Origin of the sequence: Bacillus cereus group sp. BfR-BA-01316 (genome assembly GCF_022664195.1) — a bacterium.
Classification (GTDB): domain Bacteria; phylum Bacillota; class Bacilli; order Bacillales; family Bacillaceae_G; genus Bacillus_A.
Genome location: NZ_JAKUGX010000008.1, coordinates 24012 through 40857 on the forward strand (window position 1 = coordinate 24012; position 16846 = coordinate 40857).

Consider the following 16846-nt stretch of genomic DNA (forward strand, 5'->3'; position numbering starts at 1 on the left):
ATGAACAAAACCCCCACTGATTAAAGTTTCACTTTATATCCGAGAAAACCCTTTTCTTCATTTTTTGCTATAATAGAGGTTGTCATTTTATAAATAAGGGGTTAGTTATATGAGCAATTCCCGTTCGATTTTATCTCAGCCAGAGTGGCGTATTGCGGATCAGTCTAGTTTAGGACCAACATTCCATGCACTTCAGTCATTTGCAATGGATGACACGTTATGCACAAGTATTGGAAATGGTCTATCCGCTGCAACAATGCGCTCTTGGGTTCATCACAATACAATTGTTCTTGGCATTCAAGATTCGCGCCTACCACATTTAGAAGAAGGTATTTCCTTTTTAAAAGAAAACGACTTCAATGTTATCGTTCGTAATTCCGGTGGACTTGCTGTCGTACTTGATGAAGGTGTTTTAAACATATCACTTTTATTCCAAGAAACAGAAAAAGGTATCGACATCGATCTTGGATACGATACGATGTGGCATTTAATTAAGGAAATGTTAAAAGATTACGATGTTACTATCGAGGCAAAAGAAATTGTTGGTTCTTATTGTCCTGGTAGCTATGATTTGAGCATTCGCGATCAAAAATTTGCTGGTATTTCTCAGCGTCGTATTCGCGGAGGAGTTGCTGTACAAATTTACTTATGTGCGACAGGAAGCGGATCTGAGCGTGCCGCACTCGTTCGTGATTTTTACAACGTAGCAATTCAAGGCGAAGAAACACGATTTACGTACCCTGAAATTGTGCCGAGTACGATGGCTTCACTATCTGAATTACTTGGCGAAACAATTACAGTGCAAGATTTAATGATGCGCCTTTTAAAAACGTTGCAACAATTCGCTCCAAAGTTAACACCATCTCAGCTAACAGTAGATGAAGTTCCTTTATACGAGATGAATTTACAACGTATTATTGATCGTAATAATAAAGCACTTGGTTTAGAAAAATAGAAATCAAAAAGACCACCCTCATTTCAGAAGAAATAGGGTGGTCTTTTTTCATATCAATTCGTTATAGAATTAAAGTGCTTGAGCTGCTGTAATTAAAGCTAACTTGTACACTTCTTCTTCGTTACATCCACGAGATAGGTCGTTTACAGGCATATTTAAACCTTGTAAGATTGGTCCTACTGCTTCGAAGTTACCTAAGCGTTGAGCGATTTTGTAGCCGATATTACCAGCTTCTAAGCTTGGGAATACGAATACGTTAGCATCACCTTTAATTGTAGAACCTGGAGCTTTCTTCTCAGCTACAGATGGTACGAACGCAGCATCGAATTGGAATTCTCCATCTAAAGTTAATTCAGGAGCCATTTCTTTTGCAATGCGAGTTGCTTCTACAACTTTTTCTGTTTCTGGAGATTTCGCAGAACCTTTTGTAGAGAAGCTTAACATAGCAACGCGTGGGTCAATACCGAATAGTTCAGCAGTTTTCGCACTTTCGATACCAATTTCAGCTAAATCTTGGCTGTTTGGTGCAATGTTAATTGCGCAATCCGCGAATACATACTTCTCTTCTTCACGTACCATGATGAATACGCCTGAAGTTTTTGTAACGCCTGGTTTTGTTTTAATAATTTGAAGTGCTGGACGAACTGTATCAGCTGTAGAGTGAGCTGCACCACTTACTAAACCTTGTGCTTTGCCCATGTATACAAGCATTGTACCGAAGTAGTTTTCGTCTTTAAGAATTTTACGAGCATCTTCTTCCGTTGCTTTACCTTTACGGCGTTCAACGAAAGATGCTACCATTGCATCCATCTCTTCGTATGTAGCTGGATCGTAAATATCAACGCCTGCTAATGTTAAGTTCATGCTAGCAGCTTTTGCGCTAATTTCTTCTTTATTACCAACTAAAATTGGTTTTACTAGCTCTTCTTTTGCTAAACGCTCTGCAGCGCCTAAAATTCTTTCATCAGTTCCTTCAGGAAGTACGATAGAAATGCCTTTTCCTTGAACTTTTTCTTTTACTGCTGTAAATAAATTGCTCACGAATAAACCCTCCTACAAATGTTAAAAACTCTACCTTTAAGAATACTTCTTTTCAGCTATATTTTAAACTTATAGCTCCCAAAAAATAGATAAAATGAAAATGATTATATTTTCATAAAATTCAGCCGGAAAATAAAGCCTACTTAAGCCTTATTTTCTCCCGTTTTCCAGTAAATATAAATGTGACAGTTTTATGCACCGAAACTTTATGTAGATGTTTTTAATCCTATATATGCTATAGTTAACGTGTAAAATATCATTAACTGAGGTGAATAGAATGAGTGAAGCAACAACAACGTTAGATGGCTGGTATTGTTTACATGATTTACGTTCTATTGATTGGGCAGCATGGAAAACATTATCTAGTGACGAACGCGGACAAGCAGTGTCTGAATTTTTAAATGTCGTTGAAAAATGGAACGAAGTAGCTACTGCAAAAAAAGGCAGTCATGCAATGTATACAGTTGTTGGTCAAAAAGCAGATATTATGCTTATGATTTTACGTCCAACAATGGAAGAGTTAAATGAAATCGAAACAGAATTAAATAAAACAACATTAGCTGAATATTTAGTTCCTGCATATTCTTACGTATCTGTTGTTGAACTAAGCAACTATCTTCCAGCTGATGAAGACCCATACCAAAACCCACAAGTCTTAGCTCGCTTATATCCTGAGTTACCGAAAGCAAATCACATTTGCTTCTATCCAATGGATAAGCGTCGCCAAGGTAATGATAACTGGTATATGCTTCCTATGGATGAACGTAAGAAACTTATGTACAGTCATAGCAAAATCGGTCGCCAATACGCAGGTAAAGTGCGCCAAGTTATTTCAGGATCAGTTGGATTTGACGATTTTGAGTGGGGCGTAACATTATTTGCTGACGATGTCCTTCAATTTAAGAAACTTATATATGAAATGCGCTTCGATGAAGTAAGTGCTCGCTACGGTGAATTTGGAACATTCTTTGTCGGAAACATTTTATCAAGCGAAAAAGTAACAACATTTTTACGCATATAATAAAAAAAGGAACGAAATTCGTTCCTTTTTTTATTATCCTCTACATTTACCTGCAAAAACCTTCTTTTCTCTGCAAATTTGAACAAAAATCGACAAATTCTTTTCAAATTTCTTGTAAGATTGTAACCTTTTCACATCCAAATTTATGCTAAAATGGTACGGGCTATATGCTAATAACGATGCGAAGGTGATAATGTATATGAAGAAAATCTTGTCTATTTTACTAGCGTTTCTATTGTCATTTTCTTCCTTAGGAGTAACAACATCCCATGCGGAAGAAAAAATACATATAGAGGCAGCTGCTGCACTTCTATTTGATGCAGATACAGGAAAAATACTGCATGAACAAAATCCAGATGAATTACTAGCTATCGCTAGTATGTCAAAATTAATCGTTGTTTATGCCGTATTAGAAGCAATTAAAGAAGGAAAAATCACTTGGGATACGAAAGTAAACATTTCTGATTACGCTTATGAAGTTTCACGTAATAATGAATTCTCTAACGTACCGTTCGAAAAGGGACGCCAATATACTGTAAGAGAATTATATCATTCTATCGTTATCTCCTCTGCGAATGGATCTAGTATTGCTTTAGCAGAATTACTTGCAGGAAATGAAAAGAACTTCTTAAATCTTGCAAATGAACATGCAAAAAAACTAGGGTTAAAGAAATATAAATTTGTAAACGCTACTGGGTTAAACAACGCTGATTTAAAAGGAAAACATCCTGAAGGAACTGATCCGAATGGAGAAAACTCCATGTCAGCTCGCGATATGGGTATTCTTTCAAAAACAATTATTACAAAGTATCCAGAAATGCTAGAGGATACAAAACAAAGATTTAGAAACTTCCCAGATAATCATCCAAAACCAATTCGTATGGAAAATTGGAACTGGATGTTACCAGGTGCCGCTTTCTCTTATGAAGGAGCAGATGGTTTAAAAACAGGAAGTTCTGATACCGCTGGTTATGGATTCACTATTACAGCAAAACGCGGTGACTTACGTCTTATTTCTGTTATTATTAAAACGAAATCAATGGACGAACGTTTCACAGAATCTCGCGCATTAATTGAATATGGATTTAATAACTTCGAAAAACAGAAATTAAAAGTAGATAAAAATAACAAAATTTCTGTAGTAAAAGGAAAAGAAGACTACGTAACAGTTGCACCAGAAAAAGAAGTGACAGTAGTTACTGCAAAAGGTAGCAACTCACCTTACAAAATTTCTACTGAAGCAGATAAATCACTTGCTGAAGATGGGCATTTAGTTGCTCCTATTAAGAAAGATACAAAGGTAGGTTCAATCGTCTTAGAATCAACTGATAAATATGGTTTCTTAGACGGAAATAAAAGTATAAAAGTTACTGCAAAAACGACTGAAGAAGTAGAAAAAGCAAATTGGTTCGTATTAACAATGCGTTCAATTGGCGATTTCTTCTCAAACTTATGGTCCAAAATATTTTAATGATAAAAAGCTAGCCCACGCTAGCTTTTTTATTTTCTTCTCTCAATGTAAAACTTCGTTTGGTTGTCATATCCGAGTCCTTTTTCTCATACGTATGAACTAGTAATTGTTCCACACTTCATCTAGACATAAACCTCTTTCCAAAAGGTATTCCAAAAAGAGAGGTGACACATAATGGGTGTTATTGCTTATAACGAAGAAGATGTAAAGTTATTAGCTAGACTGATGCGTGCTGAAGCCGAAGGAGAAGGGCAACAAGGAATGTTAATGGTCGGAAACGTTGGGGTAAATCGTGTCCGCGGAAATTGTTTAGATTTTAAAAAAATACGTAATTTACGTCAAATGGTTTATCAAAATCCTGGTGGTTTTGAGGCAACTCAAAAAGGATATTTTTATCAGCGAGCGAGAGAGCAAGATATCGCATTAGCAAGACGGACCATTCAAGGACAACGTTTTTGGCCCGCCAACTTTTCCTTATGGTTCTTTAGACCTGAAGGCCCTTGTCCACCAACTTGGTATGACCAACAAAATTCTGGTCGCTTTAAAAAGCACTGCTTCTTCCAGCCATCTGGTGAGGATTGTCCAGGCGTATATTAAGGAATGAAAATGAGGAGGGATTTTTGAATGGCACAGCAACAAAACCCGTATTATGGAACAGGTTTTTATCAACCATCCGGAACTTACGTACAACCGCAACAAATGACCCCACAACAACAGCAGCAACAACAACAACAGCAAGCAATGCAACAACAAGTCGCACAAGCTCAACTTGCAGTTTCTCAAGGGATGTTGCCACTAGAGCAATCTTATATTGAAAATATCCTTCGTTTAAACAAGGGTAAGCCAGCTACAGTTGTAATGACTTATGAACGTGGTAGTTCGCTCGGTACACAATCTTATACAGGGATTATCGAGGCAGCTGGCCGTGATCATATCGTTATTAGCGAACCAAAATCTGGAAAACGATTTTTACTATTAATGATTTACTTAGATTATGTAGAATTCCCAGGAGAAATTACGTATTTACCTAGTCAACAAGCAACTTATGCTCCAAGACCATAAAAAAAAGCTGGCAAATGCCAGCTTTTGTTTTTTATAACCCTTTTACAACTGCAGTTCCGACTAAAATCCACGCCACAATAAACGCCACACCACCAAGAGGTGTAATTGGGCCAAAGAATTTAATACCTGTCGTACTTAATGCATAAAGACTACCTGAGAACATAATAATCCCAGCTACCATAAGCCAACCTGCAGTGCTTAAAAGTGATGATTGTATTTTGTCCATTAATAGAGCAACTACAAATAAGCCACCTGCATGAAACATTTGATATGTAACGCCCGTCTTCCATACTTCTAACATTTTTGCAGAAATTTTATTTTCTAAACCATGTGCTCCAAAAGCCCCTAATGCAACAGATAATCCTGCTGCAATACAACCTAGTAAAAAGAAAATTTTCATCTTAATTCCCCTTTTTATTTTTATCATAAGCAATTTTCACATATAATCCAAACGATTTAATCCTTAAAAATCAAATAAAGAATTACCATTTGCACCTTCTTCTTTTATATACACAGGTTCTCCAGAAACTGGCATAACCGGTTGAGCTGTTGTTATGGGCTGAGATCCGATTATTTGTGATTGAACTTGTGGTTCTCTATACGTAGAAGGCTCAACTTGTTCATCTAATAATAAATCACATAATGCACGCACAACTAATAAATGCTCTTTTGATTTTTGTCCTTCACTACTTTTTGCCTTTGCAATTTCACTCGCCATTTTATTTAAAACCTTATCGCTAGATACTTGCATTCCTTGTCACCTCTTACTTTGTAGTTCTTTCTCAAATTGCCCCAGTTTCTCTACTGAACCAAATACTATTATCATATCATGTTCTTGCAGTTTTTCCTGCCCCGTTGGATTATGGATAATATCCCCATCTCTTAAAATCGCCAAAATCGTTACATCAAATTGATTTCTCACATTACTCTCTAGTAACGATTTACTGGCTAAGATAGAATCTTTACCAACTTGAATTTCTTCGATTACAAATGATTGCTCTATTCCATACAATACTGTATCAATATAATGAACTGTTAACGGATTCGCAATACCTTTTGCGATATGAATTCCTGCCATACTAGATGGATTAATAACCTTATTTGCACCAGCGCGCCGTAATTTTTCTTCTGTTTCTGGCTTTTCAGCTCTTGCTACAATTTTAATTGCCTCATTAAGCCCTCTTGCCGTTAATGTAATAAATACATTTTCAGCATCGTTTGCTACGATAGCCACTAGACCCGCTGCCTTCGAAATTCCGGCATTATGTAACACTTGATCTTCAGTTGCATCTCCATGTACATATAGAAGCTTTTCCTGTTCGAATATACTTTCATCTTTATCCACAACTACAAATGGAATTTTCTTTTCCTGTAATTCATGTACAACTTGAAGCCCTACTCTTCCGCAACCGCATACTATAATATGATTTTGTAACTGTGCTATTTGTTTATCCATCTTCTTCCTCCGCACTGCATGAAATAAATTCCCCTCAATGATCATAGCTGCTACTACCCCCATTGCATACGTAACGATACCGACGCCAACAGGTATAATAAGGAGCGCAAAAAATTTCCCTGCCTGTGTTACAGGCACTACATCACCATATCCAACCGTTAATACAGTAATCATCGTCATCCAAAATGCTTGAAACAAGCTAATCTCTTCAATTGTCATAAATCCTAGCGTTCCTAGAATTACAACAAAGGTCATACATATAACTGCTATCCATAATTGCTTACGTGCATTCATATTATATTTCAACTCTTTTCTCTATCTACAATCTTTGCCAAAGGAAATGAAATACCTATATACTAGAAACGGAATCTATGAAAGAGGTTGATATAATGAAGCTATTTCTTTCTGCCTTACAATGGGCACTATTTATTTTAGCTGGAAGTCTTATTGTACCAATTAGTGTCGCAACTAGTTACGGCCTCGACGGAGCTGAAGCTATCGCGTTTGTACAAAGAACATTATTTGTTCTCGGTTTTGCCGGCCTACTGCAAGCTATATTTGGGCATAAACTTCCTATTCAAGAAGGTCCCGCAGGCCTTTGGTGGGGAATTTTCTCCCTGTATGCAAGTTTAGGCGTCGTATTATTTGGATCAAGCAATGAAACACTTAAGGTCCTTCAGTACGCTTTCCTACTAAGCGGAATTATTTGTATTATTCTTAGTGTTTTTGGACTTATCGATAAACTAGTTCGCTACTTTACACCTACAGTGATTGGAACGTATTTATTCCTTCTTGTCGCACAACTTAGTGGCTCCTTCTTAAAAGGCATGTTTGGCCTTGATGGACAACATACAGAAGTACAGCCAAAGGTATTTATTCTTTCACTCATTGTTATTTTACTATCTTTTTTCATTATGAAGCTACCTATTATTGGACAATATTCCGTTCTTTTCAGTATCGTCTGCGGCTGGATATTATTCGCGTGCTTCGGATTATCTAATCCAGTAACACCTGTGACAGATATAATTCGTCTTCCATCTCTATTTGTTTTCGGAATGCCTCGCATTGAATGGAATATGGCAATTACGGTAGTTTTCGTCACACTATTACTTCTAACAAATATGTTAGCAAGCATTCGCGTTGTACAAAAGGTTGTTTCTAAGTATGAAGAAGATGCCGCTCCAGATCGCTTCAAACAAGCTGGCATTATAACAGGAATAAATCAATTGCTAGGCGGTCTATTTTCAGCCATTGGTCCTGTGGCCATTTCTGGATCGGCAGGATTTATCGCAACAACAAACATTTATAAGCGCCTTCCATTTATGTTAGGGTCAAGCTTTATCATTCTTGTTAGTATATTCCCAAAGATTACTTCATTCTTTGCAGCAATTCCCGTTGCAGTTGGGTATGCTGCGATTTATCCTGTATTTGCAAGCATGATTGGTCTCGCTTTCCGCGAATATGACACTGTACAAAATAAAGAACAATTATTTAAAGTAGCAGGTCTTTCAATCTTTACAGGAATCGGCGTTATGTTCGTTCCAGCAGGAGCGTTTTCTACGCTGCCACCATTTTTAGCATCATTTTTAAGTAACGGTCTCGTTCTTGGATCTGTAATGGCTATCTTGCTGGAAATACTATTTTCTCGTTCGCACGAAAAACAACTATCGTAAATTGGAAAACTTCCATTATTGCACTCTACCTTTAGAGTTGTTACGATAATGATAAATTATCATGGGCAACACGCTCATGATAATTTATACTAACAATGCAGAACTTCTCCTAATTTCATGTAAAGAGGTTCGATGTCTTACTATATATTCCCCACTATCTTCATAAAAATTTATTTCTATTTCAACAAAGAAAGGAATTTTCTATATGACTTATAAAATGATTGTTTTAGATTTAGATGATACTTTATTACGCGATGACCATACAATTTCACCTCGTACGAAAGAGGCTTTAATGACAGCACAAGAGCAAGGGGTTAAAGTTGTACTTGCTTCTGGGCGCCCAACGTTTGGTATGCGCAATGTTGCAAAAGAACTTCGTTTAGAAGAATACGGTAGCTTCATTCTATCTTTTAACGGTGCAAAAATTATTAACTGTAAAACAAATGAAGAAATCTTCAGTAGCACGCTATCTCCTGAAATCGTTCACAACCTATTTGAAATTAGTAAAACTGAAGATGTATGGATTCATACTTATATTGGCGATGATATCGTAACAGAAGAAAATAATCCTTATACTGAAATTGAGGGCGAAATTACTGGTATGCCAATTATTAAAGTAGATGATTTTAAAGCTGCTGTTAAAGAGCCTGTAGTAAAAGTATTAATGAATAAAGAAGCTGAACGCCTTGTTGAAGTAGAAAAGAAACTACAAAAACAACTAGAAGGTCAATTAAGCGTTATGCGTTCAAAACCATTCTTCTTAGAATTTACCGAGCATGGTGTTACGAAAGGAACGAGCCTAAACCAACTCATCCAAACACTTGGTATTAAGCGCGAAGAAGTAATCGCAATGGGTGATAGCTATAACGACCAAGCTATGATTGAATTCGCTGGTCTTGGCGTTGCAATGGGCAATGCACCAGATGATATTAAAGAAATTGCAAACTATGTAACAGATACAAATATGAACGATGGTGTTGCTAAAGTTGTAGAGAAATTTGTACTAAAAAGCGAAGCGCTTGTTTAATATTTTCATTCATAAAACCTATTTGAAGTCAAATACTTCAAATAGGTTTTTGTTTAAATTACCGTGCTTTTGTGACTATATTTTGAACTTTGCACTATTCTCGTAGTGTAAAGTTTCTTTTTGTATATAATGAAACAAAATAGACTATTTCATTTTGAAAAAGAATACAAATTTACTATATACAAGCATACGTTAAAGGAGGCTATTTCATGTTATCTACACCAATCGGACGATTAAGAGCAATTGGACTAGTTGAGGGGATTTCTTTCCTATTACTATTATTTGTAGCAATGCCGTTAAAATATTTCGCAGGGTTTGCGACAGCTGTTAAAATTACAGGCATGGCTCATGGCGTTTTATTCATACTATTCATCTTTGCGGTAATTCAAGTAACAATCGTACACCGTAAATCAATTTTATGGGCACTTGGCGCACTTGCTGCATCAGTTATCCCATTTGGTACTTTTGTACTAGATGCAAAACTAAAAAATGAACAGTAATAGTAAAAAGGTAGTTAACAATTGTTAGCTACCTTTTTTGCGTTTATATATTTGGAATTTCCCAATCAATTTCTCTTTCACCCATATTATCTAAAATCGTATTTACTTTAGAATACGGTTTACTGCCAAAGAAACCACGTCTTGCTGATAATGGACTTGGATGCACGGATTCAATAATATGATGATTCTTATTCGTAATTAACTTTTTCTTCGCCTGTGCGTGACGTCCCCACAATATGAAAACAACCGGCTTTTCACGTTCATTTAATAGCTCAATTGCGCGATCTGTGAAATGCTCCCATCCTTTTCCTTTATGAGAATTTGCTTCACCTTGACGAACTGTTAATACAGTATTTAATAATAATACTCCTTGCTCTGCCCACTTTACTAAATAACCGTTATTCGGAATTTCATAACCGTATTCATCTCGCATTTCTTTATACATATTTAACAAAGATGGCGGCGTTTTAATACCAGGTTGTACCGAAAAACTTAAACCATGCGCTTGATTCGGTCCATGATACGGATCTTGCCCTAAAATAACGACCTTTGTATTTTCATAACTTGTATACTGAAGAGCGTTAAAAATATCTTCTTTCTTTGGATAAATCACATGCTCCTCATACTCTTCTTTTAAAAAGTTAGCTAAAGCTTGATAGTATTCTTTCTCAAATTCTGGTCCCAGTAATGGTTCCCAATCATTCTGCAAAATGTTTTCCATGCCTTCACTTCCTATCCAATTAATTCACCATATCCTGCCTTGTAAATACTACAAATGAAATGATAAGAGATACTACTGCCCAAACCGTTAAATTCATTAAAGAAAATCCCATTGATAATCCTTGTAATGCAGGCAGTTTTCCTGATAAATAATCCGTTAGCGATAAGTTGACACTAAAAATGTATTTCGCACCTTCCCAAGACGTTGCGAATGAACTTAAAATGCCGCCTGCAATTAACGCAGCTAACATAACGCCCATACCAGCTGGTGTATTACGAATTAAAACGGAAACCATAAATGATATAGTTCCAACCATAATGGCAACAAACCAAGCTAGTCCGTACGCCATTAATATGTATTGCCACTGCGGAATAAGATGTACAAAGTTCGTATTCAATGTTTCCTTATCAATAACAAATCCAGTTAAAACAGGTAAATTCCATCCAGAGTATCCAAATACAAGCCCTGATAATGCGTAAGCAAACAAACCGACAAGAAACAATATGAGCGAAATGAAAAATAGCATCGTCACATATTTACTAAGGAGTATTTTCCAGCGCCGAATCGGCCTCGTCAGAAGCATTTTCATCGTACCATCGCTTCGTTCTCCTGAAACGATATCAATGGCGACAATCATAACGAGCAATGGAATAAATAACGTTATTCCTTGTTCAATAAACGCCCTCACAAATGTTGGTGCCCCTGGCGCAGTCGGATTAATATTATGATCTAAATAATATTGTTGCTGTTCCACCCTTACTTTTAGCCAATCTCGCCATTCTTCTGGCAATCTAGAATTGTTCAAACGGTTTTGTGAATCAACAATTTGTTGCTGTAATGATACTTTCCAATCGGTCGTACCGAGCCTTTTTTGCGTCGTTTCTATTTCGCGATACTGAGCATACACAAAAAGCGGAATCAAGATTGCTAAAATAAGAATGACAACAACAATCCGTTTCTTACGATAAATCTTTTCTGATTCATTTAAAACTAGATTCGCAAATTCACGCATGTTGCTCACCCCTTGTAAGTTCAATAAATAAATCTTCTAGCGTAAATACAAGCTCTTTGACGCTATGTACATCTATCCCGTTTTCTACAAAGTGCTTATTCCAAACATTAATAGACGCAACATCCATACGACATAGTAAACGCTCATCTTCTATACTAACTTCCTCTACCTCTTCAGCAGCGTCTAACATGTCTTTCGCTTTGGAAATCGGTGTAACGACCCATTCTACACGATCACTCGCTGTTTTGATCAACTCTTCAATAGGTGCAACTGTTATCATTTTTCCTTTATGAATAATAGCAACACGGTCGCATATCATTTGTACTTCGCTTAATAAGTGACTCGAAATAAATACACTCATATTTTCTTCTTTTACAAGCTTATGTATAAATTCTCGCAGTTCCCTAATCCCAGCTGGATCTAAACCATTCGTCGGTTCATCTAATATGAGCAATTTGGGGTTTCCAAGAAGCGCCTGTGCAATTCCGAGGCGCTGCTTCATACCAAGGGAATATGTTTTTACCTTATCGTGAATACGCTCATCTAAATGAACCATTTTTGCAATTTCAATAATACGTTCATCTGATATATCACCAAGCATGCGCGCAAATTGCTTTAAGTTTTCCCATCCCGTTAAATATGTATAAAGCTCTGGGTTTTCAACGATACTTCCAATTTGACGCATCGCTTCTCTGAAATTTTCCTTAATAGAATAACCACCAATAGAAATAGTACCTTCTGTCGCTTTAATCAGTCCGACTAACATTCGAATTGTTGTCGTTTTCCCGGCTCCGTTCGGCCCTAAAAAGCCAAACACTTCTCCTTGTTTTACATCAAATGAAATGTCTTCTACAAGTGTCTTCTTTCCAATTACCTTCTTCACGTCTCGTACGGAAAGTATCATCGTCATTTTATCCCTCCTTGTTCTAGTTTTAGTTTACTTACGACGTTTTGGACTAATCGCTCTGCCATATATGTGTAGCCTACTTCATTCGGATGAAAATGATCAGAGTATAATAAATCTTTACCGCGGTTTTGGAATAAATCAAATGTCGGTGTAATATATACACTTTTATTATTTAATGCTAACTTCTCTAAAGATGCATTCCAGTCTACAACAATGTTTGAAGACCCTTTTAAATCTTCTACATCTTCAAAAGGATTGTATAAACCTAGCCAAAAAATAGGGCTATCTGTATTTAATTTACGAATTTCTTCTATAATTTTCTTTGCTTCATTTTGAAACGTTTCCGTATCAGGACGATATGTCTCTAAATCTATCTTTCCGAGCGATTCCCATCCTGGGAACAAATCATTTCCTCCAATTGTTAAAACAATTACATCTGCTTGCTTAATTGAATATTGAGCTCCGCTGCTTTCAATTTGTTTTAATAAATCGGGCATTTTCGCACCACTAACTGCCAAATTGGTTAGTGCAACTTTTTGTTTATAATCTTTTTGTAAATCCTCTTTCATTCGTCCAATATAGCCAATTCCTTCTTTATCACCAACGCCGCGCGTTAATGAATCACCTAAACTAACTATTTGTAACGTTCCCGTTTTCTTTTTCTCTTTTGCCACTACGTCAGTCTTCGTAATTAATTTTGAAGCTTTCGGATTTAATACATCATTCACACCCGAAACAAAACCGTATGCAAATAAACAGAAAGACGCAATTGTAATGAGTAGAATTACTTTTACTAATTTTGATCTCATATCAAAACCCCTTTAGCTCCTATAGATTGTCCATAATTATACCAAACGAATTTTCGAAAAGCGATTCTCGCACCTTCTCTATTATGTCGTTTCCCTATCTACCAAATTTGGTAATAACTCTACATGTTTCACATCTATTTCCTCATCATTAATCTTTTCATATAATAATTCAAATGCCTTTACACCAACATTTTTACTAGAATGCGAAATCGTCGTAATACCTAATATATCTGCCACCTCTTGATCATCACATCCGATAATCGTAATATCCTCTGGGATACGAATTCCTTGTTTTTTCGCCTCCGTTACCATTCCTGCAGCAATATGATTGCAAGATACAAGAAACGCCGTCGGTTTTACAGACATACGAGCCCATTCCCTGACTACATTGCGCCCATCTTCCACCGTAAAACATCCTTTAAACTTCCAGGCATCTAACGGTGTTACAGCAATCTGTTGAAGTGAATCCTCATAAGCTTGTTTCCTTCTTTGACTATTAATGCTGTTACTTCTTCCAATGCAATATCCGATACGTGTATGACCAGCATCTATTAAGCTTTTCATCCCGCGCAAAAATACTTTGTAGTAATCAATATGTACACTCGAAATGAAATTCGAATCCACTTCCTCACACATCACAATTGGACCAAACTTCGTATACTCTTCAAGTTTTTCCTTACTATTTGTCCGTGAACATATAATTACTCCATCAAGCTTTTTCATTTTTAACATATGTAAAATTTCAAGCTCTTTTTCTTCACTATAATTTGTCTGGCAAAGCATCATATTATAATTGTTCTTTGCGGTTTCCTTTGATATCCCCCCAATAATAGCACTATAATATTGATCATTTACGTGCGGCAATAATACGCCAATTACATTCGTTTTTCCTTTCACTAAATGAATAGCATTCACATTTTGCGTATAATTTAATTCTTCTATAATCGTCAAAATTTCTTTTCGTTTCTGTTCATTCACGTACGGATGATTATTGAGTACACGTGAAACAGTTGAAACAGATACCCCAGCAAGTTCAGCAATCTTTCTTATATTAGTCATCTCATTCTCCCCTATTCGCAGAAATTCTCTCTTGACCTGGTAAGCTTTCCACAATATATCCTTTCCTAGCAAATACATTTTGAAAGGATATACAACTATGCTTCGATTCAAATTAGAATATATATTTTTTATTGGCGGTCTACTCATTCTCGCCATCGGTATTAATATGATGACGACAATTACTTCCTTTGGACTTAGCCCTTATGATTCCTTCTTTATTGCACTATATCAAAATTTTGGGATAAGTATTGGTTTTTGGATTTTCATGATTAACTTTGTTTTTACCCTGATCGTACTCTTTTGGGACAAAAAACAAATTACAATCGGCACAATTGTCACAATGATTCTTATTTCTCTTTTTGTTGATTGGGTTGGTTCTATTACGACTATTATGGACGCTATCCGCTCTCTTCCAAAATATATAACACTTATTTGCGGAAATCTATTCGTCGGAGCTGGGATCGGTCTTTACGTCTCTACAAACCTTTGCGCGGCACCTCAAGAGGCTTTCGTTTTAACTGTTGCTGAAAAAAAGAAATGGACATTTAGAAGAACGGAAATTTCATTAGCTTTTTTATTTTTAACATTAAGCTTCTTATTAGATGGACCAATCTATTTTGGAACAATTATCTTATCCTTTACAACAGGTTGGATTATTCAAGCATTTATTCAAGTTGGTACGCAAATTTTAAATAGAAAAAAACCTATTAAGCAAGCCGCTTAATAGGGTTTTTCGTTTTATTAGAAGAGATACTACTTAGCATCTCCTTCAATTCGATAGTTTGCTTTCACACAATCTATTTCTTCATACGATTGCAATGTATGTAGAATGTACTCATAATCCGCAAGAGAAGCACGATGCGTCACAATTACGATTTCTGCTTTCCCTTTCTCTTCAAGTGGCATTTGAATAATCTTTTCAAAACTAACACCGCGCTCAGAGAACAATGATGTAATTTTTGCAAATACACCAATTTCGTCTTTCACATGAAGCCTTAAAAACTTTTTCACAACAATTTCATCTGGCTCTTTTAGTACCTTTTTATACTGCGGGGATACCGCACTATTTCCGTTTACACCTAGCCTAATATTTTGCATTACAGCAACTAGGTCAGAAACAACAGCTGTCGCTGTCGGTAAGCTTCCTGCTCCCGGACCATAAAACATCGTTTCTCCTACCGCTTCACCATACACATAGACAGCATTATATTCATTTTGCACTGCCGCAAGAGGGTGTGCATTTGGAAGTAAAGTCGGCTCAACTGTAACCTCTAATTTCTCGCCATCTCGCTTTGCAAGACCAATTAATTTAATTGTATAGCCTAAGCTCTTACTATATTCAATATCTTCTGCTGTAATAGAAGTAATTCCTTTTACCTTCACATCTCCAAGCTCTACATTTGTAGAGAAACCGAGAGTAGCCAAAATCGTCATTTTTCTTGCTGCATCTAAACCTTCTACGTCTGATGTTGGATCTGCTTCTGCAAATCCAAGCTGCTGAGCTTCTTTTAACACGTCGTTATATGCTCTCCCTTCGTCTGACATTTTCGTCAAAATAAAATTTGTCGTTCCATTTACAATTCCCATTACTTTCGTAATAAGATCTGAAGAAAGTCCTTCTACGATGCTTCGTAAAATTGGAATCCCTCCAGCTACACTTGCTTCGTAAAATAAATCAGCCTTGTTATCTTTTGCTACCGCTAAGAGTTCCGCTCCGTGTAACGCCATTAAATCTTTATTTGCAGTCACAACGTGCTTTCCGCCTTTTAAAGCTTGCAAAATATATACTTTTGCATCATCGATCCCGCCCATTACTTCGATGACAACATCAATATTAGGATTATCTAAAATTTCATTCACATTTTGTGTTAATAGAGTAGAAGGCACGTCGACCTCTCTCTCTTTCTCAATGTTTTGCACCAATACTTTCGTTACTTTCACTGGACAACCTACTTGGTGTATAAGTCGTTCTTGATGATCTGTAATAATACGAACTACACCACTACCAACTGTCCCAAGACCTAATAACCCCACTTGAATTTCTTTCATAATACTGTCCACCCCTCAAAAATTGTGTTTAGATGAATTATATAGACGAAAAATCAGAAAAACAATTAATTTAGAACATTCGG

Annotated in this window: 19 protein-coding genes; 9 read left to right on the top strand and 10 right to left on the bottom strand. The window is 36.4% G+C overall.

All coding sequences use genetic code 11. The features are described from left to right. Positions 1–109 precede the first annotated feature (109 nt). Positions 110–955: an octanoyl-[GcvH]:protein N-octanoyltransferase gene (lipL, locus tag MR071_RS08940; protein ID WP_105586777.1), complete on the top strand. Its 846-nt coding sequence runs from the start codon at positions 110–112 to the stop codon at positions 953–955. Between the two features lie 69 nt (positions 956–1024). On the opposite strand, the gene pta is transcribed toward lipL, so the two are convergent. After that, positions 1025–1996 carry a phosphate acetyltransferase gene (gene pta, locus MR071_RS08945; protein WP_002016367.1) on the bottom strand — a complete coding sequence of 324 codons (972 nt, stop codon included), beginning with the start codon at positions 1994–1996 and terminating at the stop codon, positions 1025–1027. Between the two features lie 277 nt (positions 1997–2273). Here pta and hemQ point away from each other — a divergent pair, with 277 nt between their 5' ends. The 4 genes from hemQ to gerQ all read left to right on the top strand — a co-directional run bounded on the left by hemQ (position 2274) and on the right by gerQ (position 5550). Then, the gene (hemQ, locus tag MR071_RS08950; RefSeq protein ID WP_105586776.1) at positions 2274–3017 is read left to right on the top strand and encodes a hydrogen peroxide-dependent heme synthase; all 744 of its coding nucleotides are present in this window, start codon (positions 2274–2276) and stop codon (positions 3015–3017) included. Positions 3018–3210: 193 nt separating this feature from the next. Next, positions 3211–4488, top strand: a complete 1278-nt coding sequence (locus tag MR071_RS08955) for a serine hydrolase (RefSeq protein ID WP_242235744.1) — start codon at positions 3211–3213, stop codon at positions 4486–4488. A gap of 174 nt (positions 4489–4662) precedes the next feature. Then, positions 4663–5085 (top strand): cell wall hydrolase CwlJ, encoded by a 423-nt coding sequence (gene cwlJ / locus MR071_RS08960; protein ID WP_000538162.1) that lies wholly within the window; start codon positions 4663–4665, stop codon positions 5083–5085. 27 nt (positions 5086–5112) lie between these two features. Continuing rightward, positions 5113–5550 (top strand): spore coat protein GerQ, encoded by a 438-nt coding sequence (gerQ, locus tag MR071_RS08965; RefSeq protein ID WP_105586774.1) that lies wholly within the window; start codon positions 5113–5115, stop codon positions 5548–5550. 31 nt (positions 5551–5581) lie between these two features. On the opposite strand, the gene MR071_RS08970 is transcribed toward gerQ, so the two are convergent. From MR071_RS08970 to MR071_RS08980, 3 genes are all read right to left on the bottom strand, one after another. Then, the gene (locus tag MR071_RS08970) at positions 5582–5950 is read right to left on the bottom strand and encodes a DUF423 domain-containing protein (protein ID WP_048374933.1); all 369 of its coding nucleotides are present in this window, start codon (positions 5948–5950) and stop codon (positions 5582–5584) included. Positions 5951–6013: 63 nt separating this feature from the next. After that, complete coding sequence (locus MR071_RS08975; RefSeq protein ID WP_105586773.1) at positions 6014–6301, bottom strand: YwdI family protein; 288 nt, start codon at positions 6299–6301, stop codon at positions 6014–6016. 6 nt (positions 6302–6307) lie between these two features. Continuing rightward, the gene (locus tag MR071_RS08980) at positions 6308–7300 is read right to left on the bottom strand and encodes a potassium channel family protein (protein ID WP_242235746.1); all 993 of its coding nucleotides are present in this window, start codon (positions 7298–7300) and stop codon (positions 6308–6310) included. Positions 7301–7395: 95 nt separating this feature from the next. Here MR071_RS08980 and MR071_RS08985 point away from each other — a divergent pair, with 95 nt between their 5' ends. The 3 genes from MR071_RS08985 to MR071_RS08995 all read left to right on the top strand — a co-directional run bounded on the left by MR071_RS08985 (position 7396) and on the right by MR071_RS08995 (position 10206). Continuing rightward, positions 7396–8679 (top strand): purine/pyrimidine permease, encoded by a 1284-nt coding sequence (locus MR071_RS08985; RefSeq protein ID WP_242235748.1) that lies wholly within the window; start codon positions 7396–7398, stop codon positions 8677–8679. A 205-nt stretch (positions 8680–8884) separates the two neighbouring features. Then, a complete protein-coding gene (locus MR071_RS08990; RefSeq protein WP_242235750.1) occupies positions 8885–9706 on the top strand; it encodes a Cof-type HAD-IIB family hydrolase in 822 nt (273 codons plus the stop codon). A gap of 209 nt (positions 9707–9915) precedes the next feature. Then, a complete protein-coding gene (locus MR071_RS08995; protein WP_071770537.1) occupies positions 9916–10206 on the top strand; it encodes a DUF3817 domain-containing protein in 291 nt (96 codons plus the stop codon). 43 nt (positions 10207–10249) lie between these two features. Here MR071_RS08995 and MR071_RS09000 read toward each other — a convergent pair whose 3' ends face one another. The 5 genes from MR071_RS09000 to MR071_RS09020 form a co-directional block, all read right to left on the bottom strand. Further along, positions 10250–10927 carry a uracil-DNA glycosylase gene (locus MR071_RS09000; protein ID WP_105586769.1) on the bottom strand — a complete coding sequence of 226 codons (678 nt, stop codon included), beginning with the start codon at positions 10925–10927 and terminating at the stop codon, positions 10250–10252. A 19-nt stretch (positions 10928–10946) separates the two neighbouring features. Then, a complete protein-coding gene (locus MR071_RS09005; protein WP_242235752.1) occupies positions 10947–11939 on the bottom strand; it encodes an ABC transporter permease in 993 nt (330 codons plus the stop codon). Beyond that, on the bottom strand, positions 11932–12849 hold the full coding sequence (locus MR071_RS09010) for an ABC transporter ATP-binding protein (RefSeq protein ID WP_105586767.1): 918 nt from the start codon (positions 12847–12849) through the stop codon (positions 11932–11934). Before MR071_RS09010 ends, MR071_RS09005 begins: the two co-directional genes overlap by 8 nt. Continuing rightward, positions 12846–13655 (bottom strand): SGNH/GDSL hydrolase family protein, encoded by an 810-nt coding sequence (locus MR071_RS09015; RefSeq protein ID WP_105586766.1) that lies wholly within the window; start codon positions 13653–13655, stop codon positions 12846–12848. The genes MR071_RS09010 and MR071_RS09015 overlap by 4 nt, the downstream gene beginning before the upstream one ends. An 81-nt stretch (positions 13656–13736) precedes the next feature. Then, positions 13737–14714 carry a LacI family DNA-binding transcriptional regulator gene (locus MR071_RS09020; RefSeq protein WP_242235754.1) on the bottom strand — a complete coding sequence of 326 codons (978 nt, stop codon included), beginning with the start codon at positions 14712–14714 and terminating at the stop codon, positions 13737–13739. A 97-nt stretch (positions 14715–14811) separates the two neighbouring features. Between MR071_RS09020 and MR071_RS09025 the strand changes: the two genes are divergently transcribed. Beyond that, the gene (locus MR071_RS09025; RefSeq protein WP_071744015.1) at positions 14812–15438 is read left to right on the top strand and encodes a YczE/YyaS/YitT family protein; all 627 of its coding nucleotides are present in this window, start codon (positions 14812–14814) and stop codon (positions 15436–15438) included. 29 nt (positions 15439–15467) lie between these two features. On the opposite strand, the gene MR071_RS09030 is transcribed toward MR071_RS09025, so the two are convergent. Next, positions 15468–16763, bottom strand: coding sequence for a homoserine dehydrogenase (locus tag MR071_RS09030; protein WP_242235755.1), 1296 nt, complete (start codon positions 16761–16763; stop codon positions 15468–15470). Positions 16764–16846: the final 83 nt, after the last annotated feature.